This window comes from Ochrobactrum sp. BTU2 (assembly GCF_024539785.1).
In the GTDB taxonomy this organism is placed as follows: Bacteria; Pseudomonadota; Alphaproteobacteria; order Rhizobiales; family Rhizobiaceae; genus Brucella; species Brucella anthropi.
The window spans coordinates 25,976-41,312 of record NZ_JAHWRG010000017.1 but is presented as its reverse complement, the minus strand read 5'-3'; the positions used below and the strand labels follow the sequence as shown (position 1 = coordinate 41,312).

Here is a 15,337-nt window from a genome sequence, read left to right as displayed (position 1 = left end):
AGGACTCTCCGTATGATTCATACGGAAAATCGCCCATCACGCCGACTAATGATATGTGGGGTAGCCTTACCGCTTACCCGGATCCTCTGGCGCAGGCAACACCAGCTGCCCCTTTTTTGCGAGAGTCCGCCACGTCGATACATGATTTGCAAGCAAACCGTGCCGACGTGCAACAGAACTCACCGTAGCGCCAGGCAGCAGCGTTTCTGCTACAATCCGCGCCTTCACCTCATCCGGCCACTTTCGGTTCCCGCGGCTTCTGCCACCAACTCGCAGAACCTCCAATGTAGTATCCATGGAGAAACTCCGTCCTGATCATCTCAAAAGTCTAATGAGACAATTAGAACTGTAATTGGAAGGTGGGGACTAGCGTACGCTTACTCAACTCGCATCCAATCCTCGCATAAGACACGTCGCTAACGACGTCGTTAAACACGTGTCTTATGCCACGAGGCCTTGGTTCAAAAGGCGGCAGCAATCGGGACGTTACGCTAAGACACAAGTGGTCCGCAGCGAACGCTTACCTTCAAGACGTCAAGCTAAGACACAAGTGGTTCGCAGCGAACGCTTACCGTTATTTGGCGGGGGGGGGTACCAGATGTTTCGACGTTCAACCCAATGGCGGAATGGTAACGCCATTGGGATTATGTAGGCTATTCGGCTAGCATATACGATTGTTTAGCGTGAATTGCTTTTAAAGCAGTCTTAACCCAACCGTTTTTTTCTCACAACAAAATGTAGACTCCGTCGCGCGAAACAACGATTGACTTTATTCGCGTACATGCCCAACATCAATTGTGTTATGCTTTCATCTGGCGTTGTCCCTAGTAGTTCATTCAATTTAGTTTCGAAACCATCCGCTACAACCTGTCCGTGAATGTCTTCTCCCAATGCAATTTCAAATTCGTGATAAGAGATCCCACTTCCCCAACCTATGAGAGTATCGGGTGATGAAGTAGCTTTATTTTCAAATGCTGTCGCAAATTCTCTTCGAGGAGACCGTTCAGCATACGCCAAACGAACTTCAAGAGGTAGCATATTGAAAAATGGTAAAAGTGAAGTGTGGTTGTCTGACACGTTTAGTCGATTTGGAGTATCAATAACGCACAGCCAACCTTCGTCCTCGACTTGCTCCCATGCTTGCTTCAAAGTTTGAACGCATTGAGAGAATGGCATATGTTCGAGACTAGAATAAAAAACTACTCCGTTGACTTTCGAAGGTAAAGCAACAATATCCTCGATATTTTCTATGAAATCAAAGTTTGTCAGTCCCCGCAATTTAAAGCGGAACTCTGCCACAGTGCGTTCAATGTCATTCATGCCTAAACAATGAACGTGTTTAACGTTGGGAAGCAACGCAACTGTGGAGCCGCCGGTATCGCATCCAATCTGAATTATCTCATCTCCCTCCGACAGAGCGGCTTCTTTCAACCAGGGAACATAGTAATCATCAAAAACGTCTTCAACTCCAAAAACATTTCGTTCAATAAATGCTGATTGCTCCTCATTTCCAGGCTGATACTTGGCCGCGCCTATACAATTCAATATTATTTCTCGTTTCATTGCTTCAAAAATTATTCTTCTGTCGTTATTTTCGGGCGTATGCATTCCCAACTGGCTATGATCAATCTCATTTTTATCAAACATTTCAGCTATATCCAATGCGTTAATTGAATCAGTAAATACTGTTGTGGATGTCGCAGCTTCGATCTGTGGAATTACTTCCTCGAAAAGCTCGGCGCTAGAAGTATACTTTTTAAATCCGTCGATACCCCAATAATCTATACTTTTCGACTCTTCTTCTTTCCTCTGGCGTATTATATAAAAGCAATGGGATGGGTGGATCCGCTCGTCCAATTCTACGTTGTAGTTTGGGCCGATATATTCAAGAAAGTTGTGTACCCAACAGCCGGCATGCCATATGTTCTCGAAGTGGGTAGTCGATGACAGTGGGTTTTCGATTAAAATTAATTCTCCTTCTGAAGATACAGTCATCAGAAGTTTCGATATTATTTCACGAGCGTTTGTTTCGTCGTTATGGATAAGCACTGAAATAGAGATAACGACATCGAAGTTTCCTGACAGAAAAGTTTCCGGAAGTTGTGACCCAACGTATACCCTCTTGTGTATGTCAGCCTGATATTCTGCAGGGGGAGATTCGAGCAGTGGTTGAACCATAGCTTCAGAAAAATCGAAGCCATAATAGTCAATGTCTCCAATTTCAGCACAGAGATGAGCAATTCGACCATACCCGCATCCGAAGTCAAGTAGCTTAATAGGGCGACCTAGAGTGGTAATTATATTACGCAGTCTTTCTGTCAGCCACTTTTCTTGTAGTTTATAGCTAGCTGTACCCTTCTGCTCGCGGATGGCGTGCGCCAACTTGTAGTCCGCGCCGCTTTTGGTTTTCCAGTACTGTTGGTTAGGTTTGATACCGCTCATGAACTATTTCTCCATCACTGTTGACGCTTCTGCCGTAATAGATGTCGCAACGTGAAATTTGTAGTGGACAGGACGTTTTATATTTTGCGCTATGCTGTAGCTGCAGATGCCGTCCACTTGATCGAAGAGAAAGCTGTCAGAATAGTCTTTTTGAGATACGCGTGTGATTGAGAGCGCGACCCCATAGCTTCCCACCCGTGTTATTGCAGGAAAAGTGAACTGTACGGTTTGTTTTTCTCCGACGTCCATCGGTTTCAATAGGATGTCTTCATCGAAAGTTGATGTCCCGAAAAGATCCAACCCGGTTGCATCACGCACGAGTAAATTCACACAAAGGTCAGAGACCGCAATTGTGCTTTGAAACTCGACTTCGATTGTGATCAAGTCCCCGTAAGTGAAAGCTCGTGTGCTTTGGCCACATTCATTCAAAATGTCTGTTCGAGTGATTTGAACATGTCCACTACCAAAACGGCGCTCACCTTCTAGTTGAAGAATTCGCTTAACGGGCCTCTTCCAAGGGTGTTCCTTTTCTGATCGAAGTTGGTCCTCGTTCGACTGTTCACGGATGAATGCGAGATAGCGATCCACTGTTTGATCTGCGTCACCAATATACATGACCTGGCCGCGATCCAGAAATATAGCCTTATCGCAAACACTCTTAACAGAATCCGCTGAGTGACTTACGAAGACGAGTGTCAATCCGTCTTGGCGCATTTCACGCAGTCGGTTTAGACATTTTTGCTGAAACCCCATGTCGCCAACTGATAAGATTTCGTCAACAAGGAGTATCTCTGGGTCAACGTTTATCGCGACGGAAAAAGCCAATCGCGCAAACATTCCACTTGAGTATGTCTTTACTGGTCGATTGATAAAATCACCTATATCAGCGAAATCAATGATATTCTCTTCTTTTAAGCGTACTTGAGATGGGGTTAGACCCAATACAGCTGCGTTTAATCGAACATTTTCAATACCGGTATACTCAGGATTAAAACCTGTACCCAATTCCAACAAAGGTGATACACGTCCATGCACGCTTACAATGCCTTCTGATGGTCGCATAACGCCAGCAATCAACTGCATCAGCGTGCTCTTGCCTGCGCCATTCCGGCCAACAAGCCCAAAAGAAGAGCCTTTGGGAATAGAAAGTGTGACGTCTTGAAGTGCGTGATGACGCCGCTCCAAGTGTGTGTTGCCAGAGAATAGCTTGAAGAAACGCTCACGAGGATTGTCGTATCGGTCAAACCACTTCGAGAGAGCTTGAATCTTTATTGCATCCATCATTGTACAACTTTCAGGCAATTAGAGAACGTCAGCAAATCCGACTTTTGTCTTGCGAAATAGCCAGAAACCTAACACAAGGACGACGGCTCCCGTAATAGTAGGAAACAACAATTGCGCAAAATCGGCGCTGTGGTCTCCCATAAGTATTCTACGCAATTCAGTAATGGGAATCGTAAGAGGGCTCCAGGACAAAGCTGCTTTGGCTCCCGGAGTTAAACGATCTGTATTGTAAAAAACCGGAGACAAAAACATTGTAGCTTGGAGAAGTAGTGGCACAATGACATTCGTGTCGCGGAAATATACGTTTAATGCGCTGGTGATCCAGCTTAATCCTAGAGCCCACATTAGAACGGGCGCAACACAGAAAGGAATCAGTATCCAGCAATAAGATAAAGTCAATAATCCCCAAAAATAGCCAAAAATGATCAGTACGACCATTCCAATTAAGTAGTTAATTGATGCGAAGCATAATTGCACGACAGGCAATATGGTGATAGGAAACACGATTTTCTTAACGTAATTTATATTCGACGTCAGAGATGTGGTTGATCGTGAAATTGTTTCTGCAAATAGATTGTATATCAGAAGCCCAATAAACATTCCTACAATGTAGTCACCATTCGAAGAATTTGAGTCTGACCACCTTGTTTTAAAGATGATGACCAGAACGTAATAAAATATAGAGACGACAGCAATAGGCTGTAATACAGCCCAAAGACTGCCCAGCAATGATCCACGAAAGCGTGAGCTCAGCTCTCGTTTCGTTAGGGACCATACTAGACTTTTGAGTCTTAATAGGTCGGATGTATAAAATGCTATCTTCATCTTAATCTTCTGAGTAACCGGTTGGTCCTTTATGGGCGACTATCAGATGTGGATTAAACCCGCATATGTGTCAAATCTAAGGACCCCTACATAAACGTGCATATTAAGAAAGCCTTAATACGCGCTTGATGCGATTTGCAAACTTTAATGCAAAACGAACAGTCCTGGCGTTGCTTAATGCTTCGTATGCTGCCTGCAAATGCCTATTTGAAGAGAGCGCGTCGCGGTTTATAAACCAGTCACTAGAAATGAACTCACCATCCCCGAGGGAAGTCCACGGCAGGTCATACTGTCTATCGCTCTGCCATGTATTTCTTCTAACAGCCTCCAAAGTGCTTCGTCTTTCATCTTCCGATTGAGGAGCCCAATGGGCCAGCTTATCCACAAAAACATTAATAGGATAATCAGTATCCACGACGATTTTTTTGCCTGAGTAAGTAAGTCGCAAAAGAACGTCCCAGGACCATTCGTTTGTCAAACTTTCGTCAAAACGTACACGTTTAAGGTCTGCTCGCCGGGCAACAAAGCACCCAAAGCCAAAACGGTTCACAAAAGTATTTACTCGTAAAGCTCCTCCATATGAGATCCATCCGCCGGAAACGGAATGGTCCCCGTCTTTGCTGTGGCGTAAAGTTCTTAACGTAGGCAATACAACATCGGCGTCCTTGCTATTGATAGCGAACGCTGCACCCTTGATAAAATCTTCGGCATGATACTGATCAAGAGGTAGAATAGCTACGATGGGATGGCTCGCTGCATCAACCCCGTCATTGACAAGCACAGCGAAGTTTGCTGCCTGTGATCGACGAACTACTTTCACCGATGCTTGATTGCTATTTAATACGCCCTCAGAGTCAATTTTATCCCAAACGTGTGCGGCGATGCTTTGTGTTCCGGAACCATCGACAACTACTATCTCGGTTTCGGGGCTGTGTGACTTGCGTAGACGAGCTATAATCTGAAATAACTCTGCAGATTCGTAATGTACGGGTATGATGATACTCAACGGCGTAGATACGACACGTTCTTTTGCATTTAGTACTGGGGCTATCTTGTTGTTGGACCAATATGGCCGTGTCTCATGTTGGTAATCTATAGGCTGAAGGTTTATTCTCTTTTGCTCTGTTGACGTATTGAACGCAACACGAAGAGCATCTGAAAGGCCCGCCGATGTACCATCGTACTTGAGGCAGTTCACCCCGTGAATCCATGGGGTCTGCGGACCGAAGCCGGGATTGTGGCCGTTAAGGATGACTAGGGCTCCTGCCATGCTAGCTTCATATGCTGCGTAACAAAATGTCTCATATACTCCTGAGAATACTGCAATACTTTGCGAAACTAGATCTTCACGCAATTCTCTATTATTGTTAGAAATAAAGTGAATCCTATCGCGGATTCCAGAGGGAATCGCGTTTTCGATCCTTTTTCTTTCTAGCGGATCCGACACAAAAGCCGCAAAAACTATATTTCCCTCATAAGTCGAAGTAGCGATAAGAAACTCGGCTGCGCCTTGGAGAAAAGAATAGGGCCTTTTAAACCCTTGGAACTTCGATGTGAAGCACAATGGGGTTTCTTTGGTGGGGCTGATGGTGGTTTGCGCATCCTTTCCCTTCCTCACCGGGGGTAGCTCTATAATGCACCGGGATAACCAAGCACTATCGAATTTGTAATGGTTACTATAAAATTGGGCATTTGGTAGAAGGTGCGAAACACATTTGTCTGCTAAAAACAATGACTGTTGTTCTAGATCAGCTACAATTAAATTCTCAAAGCCCCAAGGGCGATTCTCAAATTGGCGTAGTATTTCATCGCAACCATGTAATCGTACGGTTACTGCAGTATTTTGTAAGCTACGTCCGAGGAGTTTTTGTTGCAGTGAGAAAAATGCGGGGCCTCCCCAATCTATAAACTCAACAACATCATAGGATCCAAACTCACGTTCTAAAACTTCCAATTTACGCATGAGAATATAGGATATCCAAACGTGGTAACTTTCGAAACCATCCTCTTTGCGCAGTTGGTTTTCATCGAGGACTTCGGAGACATCTTCAGTGTCAATGCAATGCAATTTGACGTTGGGGTAGACTAGAGAAAATTCTGCTTCTGAAATGGGTTGTTTCCCATAGTACAGAACTTCGTACTCTCCTTCGTCGGCGTACTGGTCTAGTGTCGTTGCCAGCCAAGTACCGATGCCACCTCCGGTGAAAGGAGCGATCTCAAAAGTAGGAAAACAGACTCTCATATCAACCTTCAATAAATTCTGCATAACGCTGGATGCTGGTATTGAAAACCAGGTTACGATATTCGGAAACGATTTCAGCAAGTTCCTTCGATGGTATTGCAATGGTTGTCGTTAATGTTTCCGAAATTTCTCGTATATTGCTCGGCGATTTGACCGTCAATAATTTCTCGTAGGGGTGGTTCTCGCCGAAGTCCAAATCTAGATATGACCTTATTGATGGGGTGCCCACCGCAAGGGCTTCCAGTTCCACCATTGGATGACAATCCAATATAGTTGCATTTAGAACGACATCGGTAGTTGAGAGTAGAGCCAAGTGGGCTTCTCTTCCACCATAATTGGCTACCTTAACCTTTTCGGATCCAGGTAATTTTATATCTACGGAGTTGTATGAAATTATGTTAGTTATCTTTGGAGTCAGACAAGCTGCTGTTATATTGGAATACATGTTCTTCCATGTATTGTTCCAAGAGCCAAATAAAGCTACGCGGGTGGATCCGCTGTTAGGAAGGTGTATTCTTGGAATATTTACATTTGGTGGAAGATTGGGAACCAAATAGGGAACTGCATTCGGATGGAGGACGTGCGCGCCCCGTTTCATTATGCTGATGCGATTGAATACACCTGTATCAGCACACTCAAGTAAAAGGTTTGCCAATGATCTTTCTTCATCATAACACCATGCGGCAGGTGCACCGTGCCATACACAAAGTATTTGGATCTCTGGCAACGAAGCTCTAACTGCGCGCACTGCACGTACAACGCCAAATGAAAGCCCTTGAACGAGTATGGTCTTTATCTTCCGATCAGTAATAAAATCCAAAATTGACCTTAGTGCGAATGGACCAATTACAGCATCTTTCGAGATAGCCAACTTGTGAGTAGGCAGCGAACCGGAAGCCGCGCGAATCCCGACCCACTCTTGAGTGAATATGGTGAGTATATTGTTAAATATCTCTATACCCGAATGAGCATAGCGCTGATCTCTTTCTGCATCAAAAATTAATGCGGTATCCTCGGTACTCGTTTCATTATTGGGCAAGATTGCTTGAACGGCTGGTTTAATACGGCCTTTGATTGCAGAATATCGAAATATCGATTTAGCTTTTGATTTCATTGCGGCGTCCATTCGCTTTTCGCAACCGAGAGGAAATGTGTGTGCTTACTAAGCTGGTCAATTGCGTGCATCACTCGACAGTCACCGACTTCGCGAGATTGCGCGGCTGGTCGACATCAGTGCCCATCAGAACAGCGGTGTGATAGGCCAGCATCTGGATCGGCAGCGCATAGACAAGCGGCGTGATGAATTCCGGAACGTCCGGCAGAACGATGGTTGCCATCGTGTCAATGCTGGCAGCTTCTGCGCCTTTTTTGTCGGTGATAAGAATGATCCGACCGCCGCGCGCCGCCACTTCCTGCATGTTGGAAACGGTCTTCTCAAAAAGGCGATCCGACGGCGCGATGACGATTACCGGCATGGTTTCATCGATCAGCGCAATCGGGCCGTGCTTCAACTCACCGGCAGCGTAGCCTTCGGCGTGGATATAGGAAATTTCCTTGAGCTTCAGCGCGCCTTCCATGGCAAGCGGGAAGGAAGTGCCGCGACCGAGATAAAGCACATGATTGACCTTGGCCAGTTCATGGCAGACTGCGGCGATCTGGTCTTCCAGCTTCAGAACCTGATTGATGAAACGCGGCGCTTCGGAAAGCTGGCGCACCAGTTCCTGTTCGCGCTTGTCATCGATTGCGCCACGCGATTTCGCAACCGCGATAACAAGCGAGGCCATGGCCGAGAGCTGGCAGGTAAAGGCCTTGGTCGAGGCAACCCCGATTTCCGGTCCGGCAAGCGTCGGGAAAACGGCATCGGATTCACGCGCAATGGTCGAGCCCGTCACGTTGACGACAGCGGCGATTTTCAGCCCTTGCGATTTGCAGTAGCGCAGCGATGCCAGCGTATCAGCCGTTTCGCCTGACTGCGACACGAACATCGCCAGCGAATCCTTCGAGAGCGGCATTTCGCGATAGCGGAATTCGGAAGCGATATCGCTGTCGACCGGCAGTCGCGCAATCTGCTCGAACCAGTATTTGCCGACGGATGCCGCATAGTAGGCCGTGCCGCAGGCAGAAATCGTCAGGCGGTCAATTTTGCTGAAATCGATGCCGATTGCTTCCTGACGCACCTTGCCCGTCGTGAAGTCGAGATAGTTGGCAAGCGTGTGAGAGATCACTTCCGGCTGCTCGAACATCTCTTTCTGCATGAAGTGACGATGATTGCCCTTGGAGACAAGCATGTTAGCCGTCTGCGTCTTCTGGATCGGGCGCTCAACTTCGCTGTTGTTTTCGTCGTAAACCGTCACGCCCTTGCGTGTCAGAACGGCCCAATCGCCATCTTCGAGATAGGCAATGGTATCCGTGAAGGGCGAAAGTGCGATGGCGTCGGAACCGAGGAACATTTCTCCTTCCCCATAACCGACGGCGAGCGGCGGTCCCTGACGTGCACCGATCAAAAGTTCTTCGTCCCCTTCGAACAGGAAGGCGAGTGCGAAAGCGCCATGCAACATCGGAAGGCTGTCGCGCACGGCTTCAACCGGGGACTTGCCCCTTGCCAGTTCCCGTGTCACCAGATGCGCGACAGCTTCGGTGTCGGTTTCGGTCTGGAACTTGTAGCCTTCCGCCTCAAGCATGGCGCGAAGTTCGGCGAAATTCTCGATGATGCCGTTATGAACGACCGCAAGGCGCTCGGTAATGTGCGGATGGGCGTTACGCTCCACCGGCTTGCCATGCGTCGCCCAGCGGGTATGGCCAATACCGATGACACCGGGAAGCGGTTCTCCAGCCAGTCGCTTTTCCAGATTGACCAGCTTGCCTTCGGCACGGCGGCGATCGAGCTTGCCGTTCTGCAAGGTGGCGATACCGGCAGAATCGTAGCCGCGATATTCAAGCCGCTTCAGTGCATCCACGAGAAGCGGAGCGACTTCGTTATTTCCGATAATGCCGATAATTCCACACATGGGCTGCTCCAATATCTTCGTGAGTTCATAAATACCGCTCGCCTTATATTAACTTTGTTTCAGTTGCAATCGGTTGTATGTGGGCAACTCAAGATATTGAAGATATGTTCGTGAAGAAAGGAACGGATGCGGTCTGTTTATATGACGAAATAAGCTGAAAGTGCCACATAACAATTTATACCAATGCTTAAATAAGGTAATTTGCGAATCCAATTTCTGATCTCAAACTTTATGCCATTATATTGTGGTTCACATTCTAATCAAAATTCGAACAGATAGCCGCAACGACAAACACGAAAAATGCAAGAATCAGTCGACTGATTTGGGTCAAGTGAAGGCATTGTGGTAGCGTTCATGAGAGACTCGCCTCGTATTTGCATGGGAAATCTTATGAAAGGCATTATCCTCGCCGGTGGTAGTGGTACGCGTCTTTATCCCCTGACGATAGCCGTTTCGAAGCAACTTCTTCCGATCTATGATAAGCCGATGATCTATTACCCGCTGAGCGTGCTGATGCTGGCGGGGATCAGGGACGTTCTGGTTATCTCGACACCAAATGATCTGCCGCTTTTCCGCAAGCTGCTTGGAGATGGCAGTGAGTTCGGCATGAATTTCTCCTTCGCGGAACAACCGCAACCTAACGGTTTGGCGGAAGCTTTCATCATCGGTCGCCATTTTATCGGTAGCGACCATGTGGCGATGATTCTCGGCGACAATATCTATTTCGGCGATGGCTTGTCCCAGTTGTGCGAAAGCGCTGCCCGTCTAGATAAGGGCGGTTCAGTATTCGCGTACCGGGTGGACGATCCCCAGCGCTATGGCGTGGTCGAGTTCGATAAGACGACCGGCAAAGCAATCTCCATCGAGGAAAAGCCCATCAAGTCTAAATCCTCCTGGGCGGTTACGGGGCTGTATTTTTACGACAATGATGTCGTCGATATTGCCGCTTCGCTCAAGCCCTCCGCGCGTGGCGAACTGGAGATTACAGCCATCAACAATATTTATCTTCAGCGTGGCGATCTGGCAGTCCACCAGTTGGGCCGGGGTTATGCCTGGCTCGATACCGGAACGCACGACAGCCTTCAGGATGCGTCGTCTTTCGTGCGTACCATCGAGAAACGGCAAGGCATCAAGATTGCCTGTCCTGAGGAAATCGGGTTCGAAAAAGGCTGGATCGACGGAGCCGCCGTTCTCGAACGGGCGGAAAAACTTGGCCAGACCGAATATGCTGCCTATCTGCGTCGGCGGGTCGAGGAAATCGGTAGCGAAAGATGATAGTTCGTACCTTAAGTTTGGATGGTGTTTTTGAAATCAGCCCGCGTAAATTCGGCGATGATCGGGGCTTTTTCTCCGAGAACTACAATGCGAAATCATTCGCGGAAGCCGGGATTAATCTGACTTTCGTTCAGGACAATCATTCTTATTCGGGCGCCAAGGGCGTCGTGCGTGGTCTTCATTATCAGTTGCCGCCATTTGCGCAGGACAAGCTGGTGCGCGTCACGCGCGGTGCAATTCTGGACGTTGCAGTCGATATCCGCAAAGGCTCGCCCACATTCGGCAAGTGGGTTGCGCTGGAAGTCTCTGCTGAAAAATGGAACCAGATTCTTGTGCCGAAGGGCTTCGCACATGGCTTCATGACGCTCGTTGAGCATACTGAAGTCATCTACAAGGTGACCAATTATTATTCCCCCGAGCACGACCGCTCGATCCGCTTTGATGATCCGGCAATAGGCATAGACTGGCCGATAGCCGCATCAGACGTCCAGCTTTCGGACAAGGATCAGAAAGCGCCGATGCTAGCCGACGCAGACGTTTTTGCTTGAGGAAATGATATGAATATTCTCGTTACGGGTGGAGCAGGCTTCATTGGCTCTGCGGTGTGCCGGCATCTGGCTTCCGATCCCAGGATCAATGTCGTCAATCTCGACAAGCTGACCTATGCAGGCAATCTGGCGTCTCTCCGGCAGATTGAAAATCATCCGAATTACAGCTTCCTCCAGGCTGATATCTGCGATGACACGAGCGTTCTGGATGCTCTGCGCGCCAACGAAATCGATGTGGTCATGCATCTGGCGGCAGAAAGCCATGTCGACCGTTCAATCGATGGTCCGGGTGCTTTCATCGAGACGAATATTGTCGGAACGTTTCGCCTGCTGAATGCCGCACTTGCCTATTGGCGAGAACTGCCGGAGCCACGCAAGTCGAGCTTCCGTTTCCACCATATTTCGACGGACGAAGTGTTTGGCGATCTGCCTTTCGACAGCGGTATTTTCACCGAGGAAACGCCCTATAAGCCTTCGTCGCCCTATTCGGCTTCAAAAGCGGCCTCCGACCATCTGGTGCGCGCTTGGCATGAAACCTACGGCCTGCCGGTTGTGTTATCGAATTGCTCGAACAATTACGGCCCGTTCCATTTCCCCGAAAAGCTGATCCCGCTCGTCATTCTCAATGCGCTCGATGAAAAGCCGCTGCCGGTTTATGGGGCGGGGGCGAATGTACGAGACTGGCTCTATGTCGAGGATCATGCGCGCGCTCTGGCACTGGTCGCAACAACGGGCAAACTGGGCGAAAGCTACAATATCGGCGGGCGTGCAGAGCGCACCAACCTGAACGTGGTGGAAACCATCTGCGCCATTCTCGACAAGAAGCGGCCTCGGGCAAACGGCAAGAGCTATGCCGACTTGATCACCTCCGTAACGGATCGACCGGGACATGACCGTCGCTATGCGATTGACGCCTCGAAGATCGAGCGCGAATTGGGTTGGAAGCCGCAGGAAAGCTTCGAGACGGGATTGGAAAAAACCATTCAGTGGTATCTCGATAATGCATGGTGGTGGGAGCCGATCCGCAGCGGTACCTATGCCGGTGAGCGCCTGGGCAGCACGGCAGTAAAAGAGGCCAAGGCATGAAAATCGCCGTAACCGGGAGGGAAGGGCAGGTTGTGCAGAGCCTTCTTGAGAAGGCATCGCAGCGGGCAGACCTCGAGGTCATCGCGCTGGGCCGCCCGGAGCTGGATCTCGCAGAGCCGGACACGGTGCGCAGTGCCATTGAAGCGATCAAGCCCGACGTCGTCGTCTCTGCCGCCGCTTATACGGCGGTGGATCTGGCCGAGAATGAGCAGGAACTTGCCTTTGCGGTGAATGCAGCAGGCGCCGGGGCAGTTGCGCAGGGAGCGAAGAACTGCGGCGTTCCTGTCATTCATCTGTCCACGGATTATGTTTTCGCGGGCGACGCTGACAAACCCTATGTTGAAACGGACGCCACGGGCCCTCGCAGTGTCTACGGAAGCTCCAAGCTTGAAGGCGAGCGTCTCGTAGCGCAAGCCAACCCGCAGCACATCATTTTGCGGACAGCGTGGGTCTATAGTCCTTTCGGCAAGAATTTCGTCAAGACGATGCTGAAGCTCGCGGAGACGCGCGACGCTCTCTCGGTTGTTGCTGACCAGTGGGGCAATCCGACCAGCGCGCTTGATATCGCTGATGCCATTATCCGGGTGGCGGATCATCTGGCGGTGGCACCGGAGTTTTCGGCTTATGGTGTTTATCATCTGGCCGGAACGGGCGATACGAACTGGAGCGGCTTTGCACGCGCCATATTCGGGGAAAGCGCCAGGCTTGGCGGGCCGACAGCGACCGTTGCGGATATTGCGACCGCCGATTACCCGACCAAGGCCGTGCGCCCCGCCAACTCCCGCCTGTCGACGGCCAAATTCCAACAGGCGTTCAACTGGTCGGCACCGCATTGGCAGTCGTCGCTGCGGGACGTCGTGTCCCGGCTGGTATAGAGCATTTCCAGCAAAAGTGCGAAGCGGTTTTGCGTGGGAGAACGCGTGAAAACAAAGAGATGGAGCGGTTCCCCGATTCCGTTTCAACTGGAACCGCTCTAGCTTTCAGCCAAAGAAGCGCAAAACAGCAATTATTAACGCAGTCTGCGTTAAGGATTTGATATTGCCCGCCTATACGGATTATGACCCACAATAAGGTGCATGGGATTGCACCATTGTGGTGATGATGATTTTCGGATTCACGTTATAAGATGGCAAGACTTTTAAGCCCGGCGGGCGCTTGCGGGCGTCGCCTCTTCGATACTGGAAAATCTGGCGGGAAGCATGAGCGGTACATCGCTTAAATTTGGCACGAGCGGTCTGAGGGGACTGGCGGACGAACTGAATGGCCTGCCTGCCTATGCCTATTCCCTTGCTTTTGTCGGAATGCTGTCGGCGGCCGGAAAGCTGCACAGGGGTGACAGTGTATTCGTCGGTCGCGACCTTCGCCCGTCCAGTCCGGCCATCGCGGCGCTGTGCATGGCGGCAATCGAGGATGCGGGATTTCAGCCGGTTGATTGCGGCGTCTTGCCGACCCCGGCGCTCAGCAATTATGCAATCTCGCAGCAGGCGCCGAGCATTATGGTCACTGGCAGCCATATTCCAGATGACCGCAACGGGCTCAAATTCTATCGCGCCGACGGTGAAATCGACAAGAATGATGAAAGCGCCATCAGTGCCGCCTATGCGGCCTTGCCTGCAAATCTTGCATTTCGTCATCTGCACGATGCGCCCAATGGCAGCGATGCGATCGACCTCTATGTGAACCGCTATGTCGGATTTCTGGGGCATGAAAGCCTCCGGGGTTTGCGGGTCGGGGTCTACCAGCACTCGTCCGTAGCGCGTGATCTCATCGTTCGCATCCTTACCGAACTCGGTGCCGAAGCCGTACCGCTCGGACGGTCCGATGTGTTCGTGCCGGTCGACACCGAGGCCCTTCGTTCCGAAGATATTGAGCTTCTCGACCAATGGGCGAAGGAAAGCCGTTTTGATGCCATTGTGTCCACGGATGGGGATGCCGACCGCCCGTTGATCGCCGACGGGAAGGGGCGCTTTGTCCGGGGCGATCTGGTCGGGGCAATCACCGCACGCTGGCTTGGCGTTAAGACGATTGTGACGCCCGTGACATCCAATTCCGCACTGGAAGAAAATTTCGAGCGCGTCATCAGAACTCGCGTGGGGTCGCCCTATGTCATCGAAGGCATGACGCAGGCCGTTGCCGGCGGCGCCCCGGCCGTGGTTGGGTTTGAGGCCAATGGCGGCGTGCTGCTGGGCACGGATATAAACCGTGACGGTCATGTGCTGGCCGCGCTTTCGACCCGTGATGCGCTGCTGCCAATCCTGGGAAGTCTCGGTTCCATCGAAGAAACGGGCAAGCCGCTGTCTGACATTGCGGCAAGCTTTCATTTCCGCACTGCGCTGAGCGACAGGCTCCAGAACGTCCCGCAGGAAAAGAGCCTCGCCTTCCTGTCCCTCCTCAAGAACGAGGCGACGCGAAGCGCACTGTTTCAGATGGACGAGCCGATTGTCCGGACCGAGGCCATTGACGGTGTGAAACTCTTCTTCCATTCAGGCAATGCCATCCACTATCGTGCTTCCGGCAACGCGCCGGAATTGCGGTGCTATGTGGAAGCCTCAGGCGAAAGCCAGGCAAACACGCTTCTGGAAACGGGACTTGCCATCGCCCGCAACGCAACGAAGGACAACTGAGCA

General features: G+C 50.0%; 12 protein-coding genes. 5 read left to right on the top strand and 7 right to left on the bottom strand.

The features are described from left to right. Positions 1–66 precede the first annotated feature (66 nt). The 7 genes from KWJ32_RS24430 to glmS all read right to left on the bottom strand — a co-directional run bounded on the left by KWJ32_RS24430 (position 67) and on the right by glmS (position 9,801). On the bottom strand, positions 67–297 hold the full coding sequence (locus KWJ32_RS24430) for a transposase (protein WP_256886435.1): 231 nt from the start codon (positions 295–297) through the stop codon (positions 67–69). A gap of 408 nt (positions 298–705) precedes the next feature. Further along, the gene (locus KWJ32_RS24425) at positions 706–2,442 is read right to left on the bottom strand and encodes a methyltransferase domain-containing protein (protein WP_256886434.1); all 1,737 of its coding nucleotides are present in this window, start codon (positions 2,440–2,442) and stop codon (positions 706–708) included. Between the two features lie 3 nt (positions 2,443–2,445). Next, positions 2,446–3,726 (bottom strand): ABC transporter ATP-binding protein, encoded by a 1,281-nt coding sequence (locus KWJ32_RS24420; protein WP_256886433.1) that lies wholly within the window; start codon positions 3,724–3,726, stop codon positions 2,446–2,448. 18 nt (positions 3,727–3,744) lie between these two features. Next, positions 3,745–4,551: an ABC transporter permease gene (locus KWJ32_RS24415; protein WP_256886432.1), complete on the bottom strand. Its 807-nt coding sequence runs from the start codon at positions 4,549–4,551 to the stop codon at positions 3,745–3,747. A gap of 103 nt (positions 4,552–4,654) precedes the next feature. Next, complete coding sequence (locus KWJ32_RS24410; RefSeq protein WP_256886431.1) at positions 4,655–6,805, bottom strand: glycosyltransferase; 2,151 nt, start codon at positions 6,803–6,805, stop codon at positions 4,655–4,657. Next, entirely contained in the window at positions 6,795–7,907 is a 1,113-nt protein-coding gene (locus KWJ32_RS24405; protein WP_256886430.1) for a hypothetical protein, read from the bottom strand. The genes KWJ32_RS24410 and KWJ32_RS24405 overlap by 11 nt, the downstream gene beginning before the upstream one ends. Before the next feature lie 70 nt (positions 7,908–7,977). After that, positions 7,978–9,801, bottom strand: coding sequence for a glutamine--fructose-6-phosphate transaminase (isomerizing) (glmS, locus tag KWJ32_RS24400; RefSeq protein WP_256886429.1), 1,824 nt, complete (start codon positions 9,799–9,801; stop codon positions 7,978–7,980). 390 nt (positions 9,802–10,191) lie between these two features. Between glmS and rfbA the strand changes: the two genes are divergently transcribed. The 5 genes from rfbA to KWJ32_RS24375 all read left to right on the top strand — a co-directional run bounded on the left by rfbA (position 10,192) and on the right by KWJ32_RS24375 (position 15,334). Next, on the top strand, positions 10,192–11,076 hold the full coding sequence (rfbA, locus tag KWJ32_RS24395) for a glucose-1-phosphate thymidylyltransferase RfbA (protein WP_196108582.1): 885 nt from the start codon (positions 10,192–10,194) through the stop codon (positions 11,074–11,076). Continuing rightward, a complete protein-coding gene (gene rfbC, locus KWJ32_RS24390) occupies positions 11,073–11,624 on the top strand; it encodes a dTDP-4-dehydrorhamnose 3,5-epimerase (protein WP_256886428.1) in 552 nt (183 codons plus the stop codon). Before rfbA ends, rfbC begins: the two co-directional genes overlap by 4 nt. A 9-nt stretch (positions 11,625–11,633) precedes the next feature. Next, the gene (gene rfbB, locus KWJ32_RS24385; protein WP_256886427.1) at positions 11,634–12,710 is read left to right on the top strand and encodes a dTDP-glucose 4,6-dehydratase; all 1,077 of its coding nucleotides are present in this window, start codon (positions 11,634–11,636) and stop codon (positions 12,708–12,710) included. After that, complete coding sequence (rfbD, locus tag KWJ32_RS24380; RefSeq protein ID WP_256886426.1) at positions 12,707–13,585, top strand: dTDP-4-dehydrorhamnose reductase; 879 nt, start codon at positions 12,707–12,709, stop codon at positions 13,583–13,585. The genes rfbB and rfbD overlap by 4 nt, the downstream gene beginning before the upstream one ends. Before the next feature lie 324 nt (positions 13,586–13,909). Further along, on the top strand, positions 13,910–15,334 hold the full coding sequence (locus KWJ32_RS24375; RefSeq protein WP_256886425.1) for a phosphomannomutase: 1,425 nt from the start codon (positions 13,910–13,912) through the stop codon (positions 15,332–15,334). The last annotated feature ends 3 nt before the right edge of the window (positions 15,335–15,337 follow it).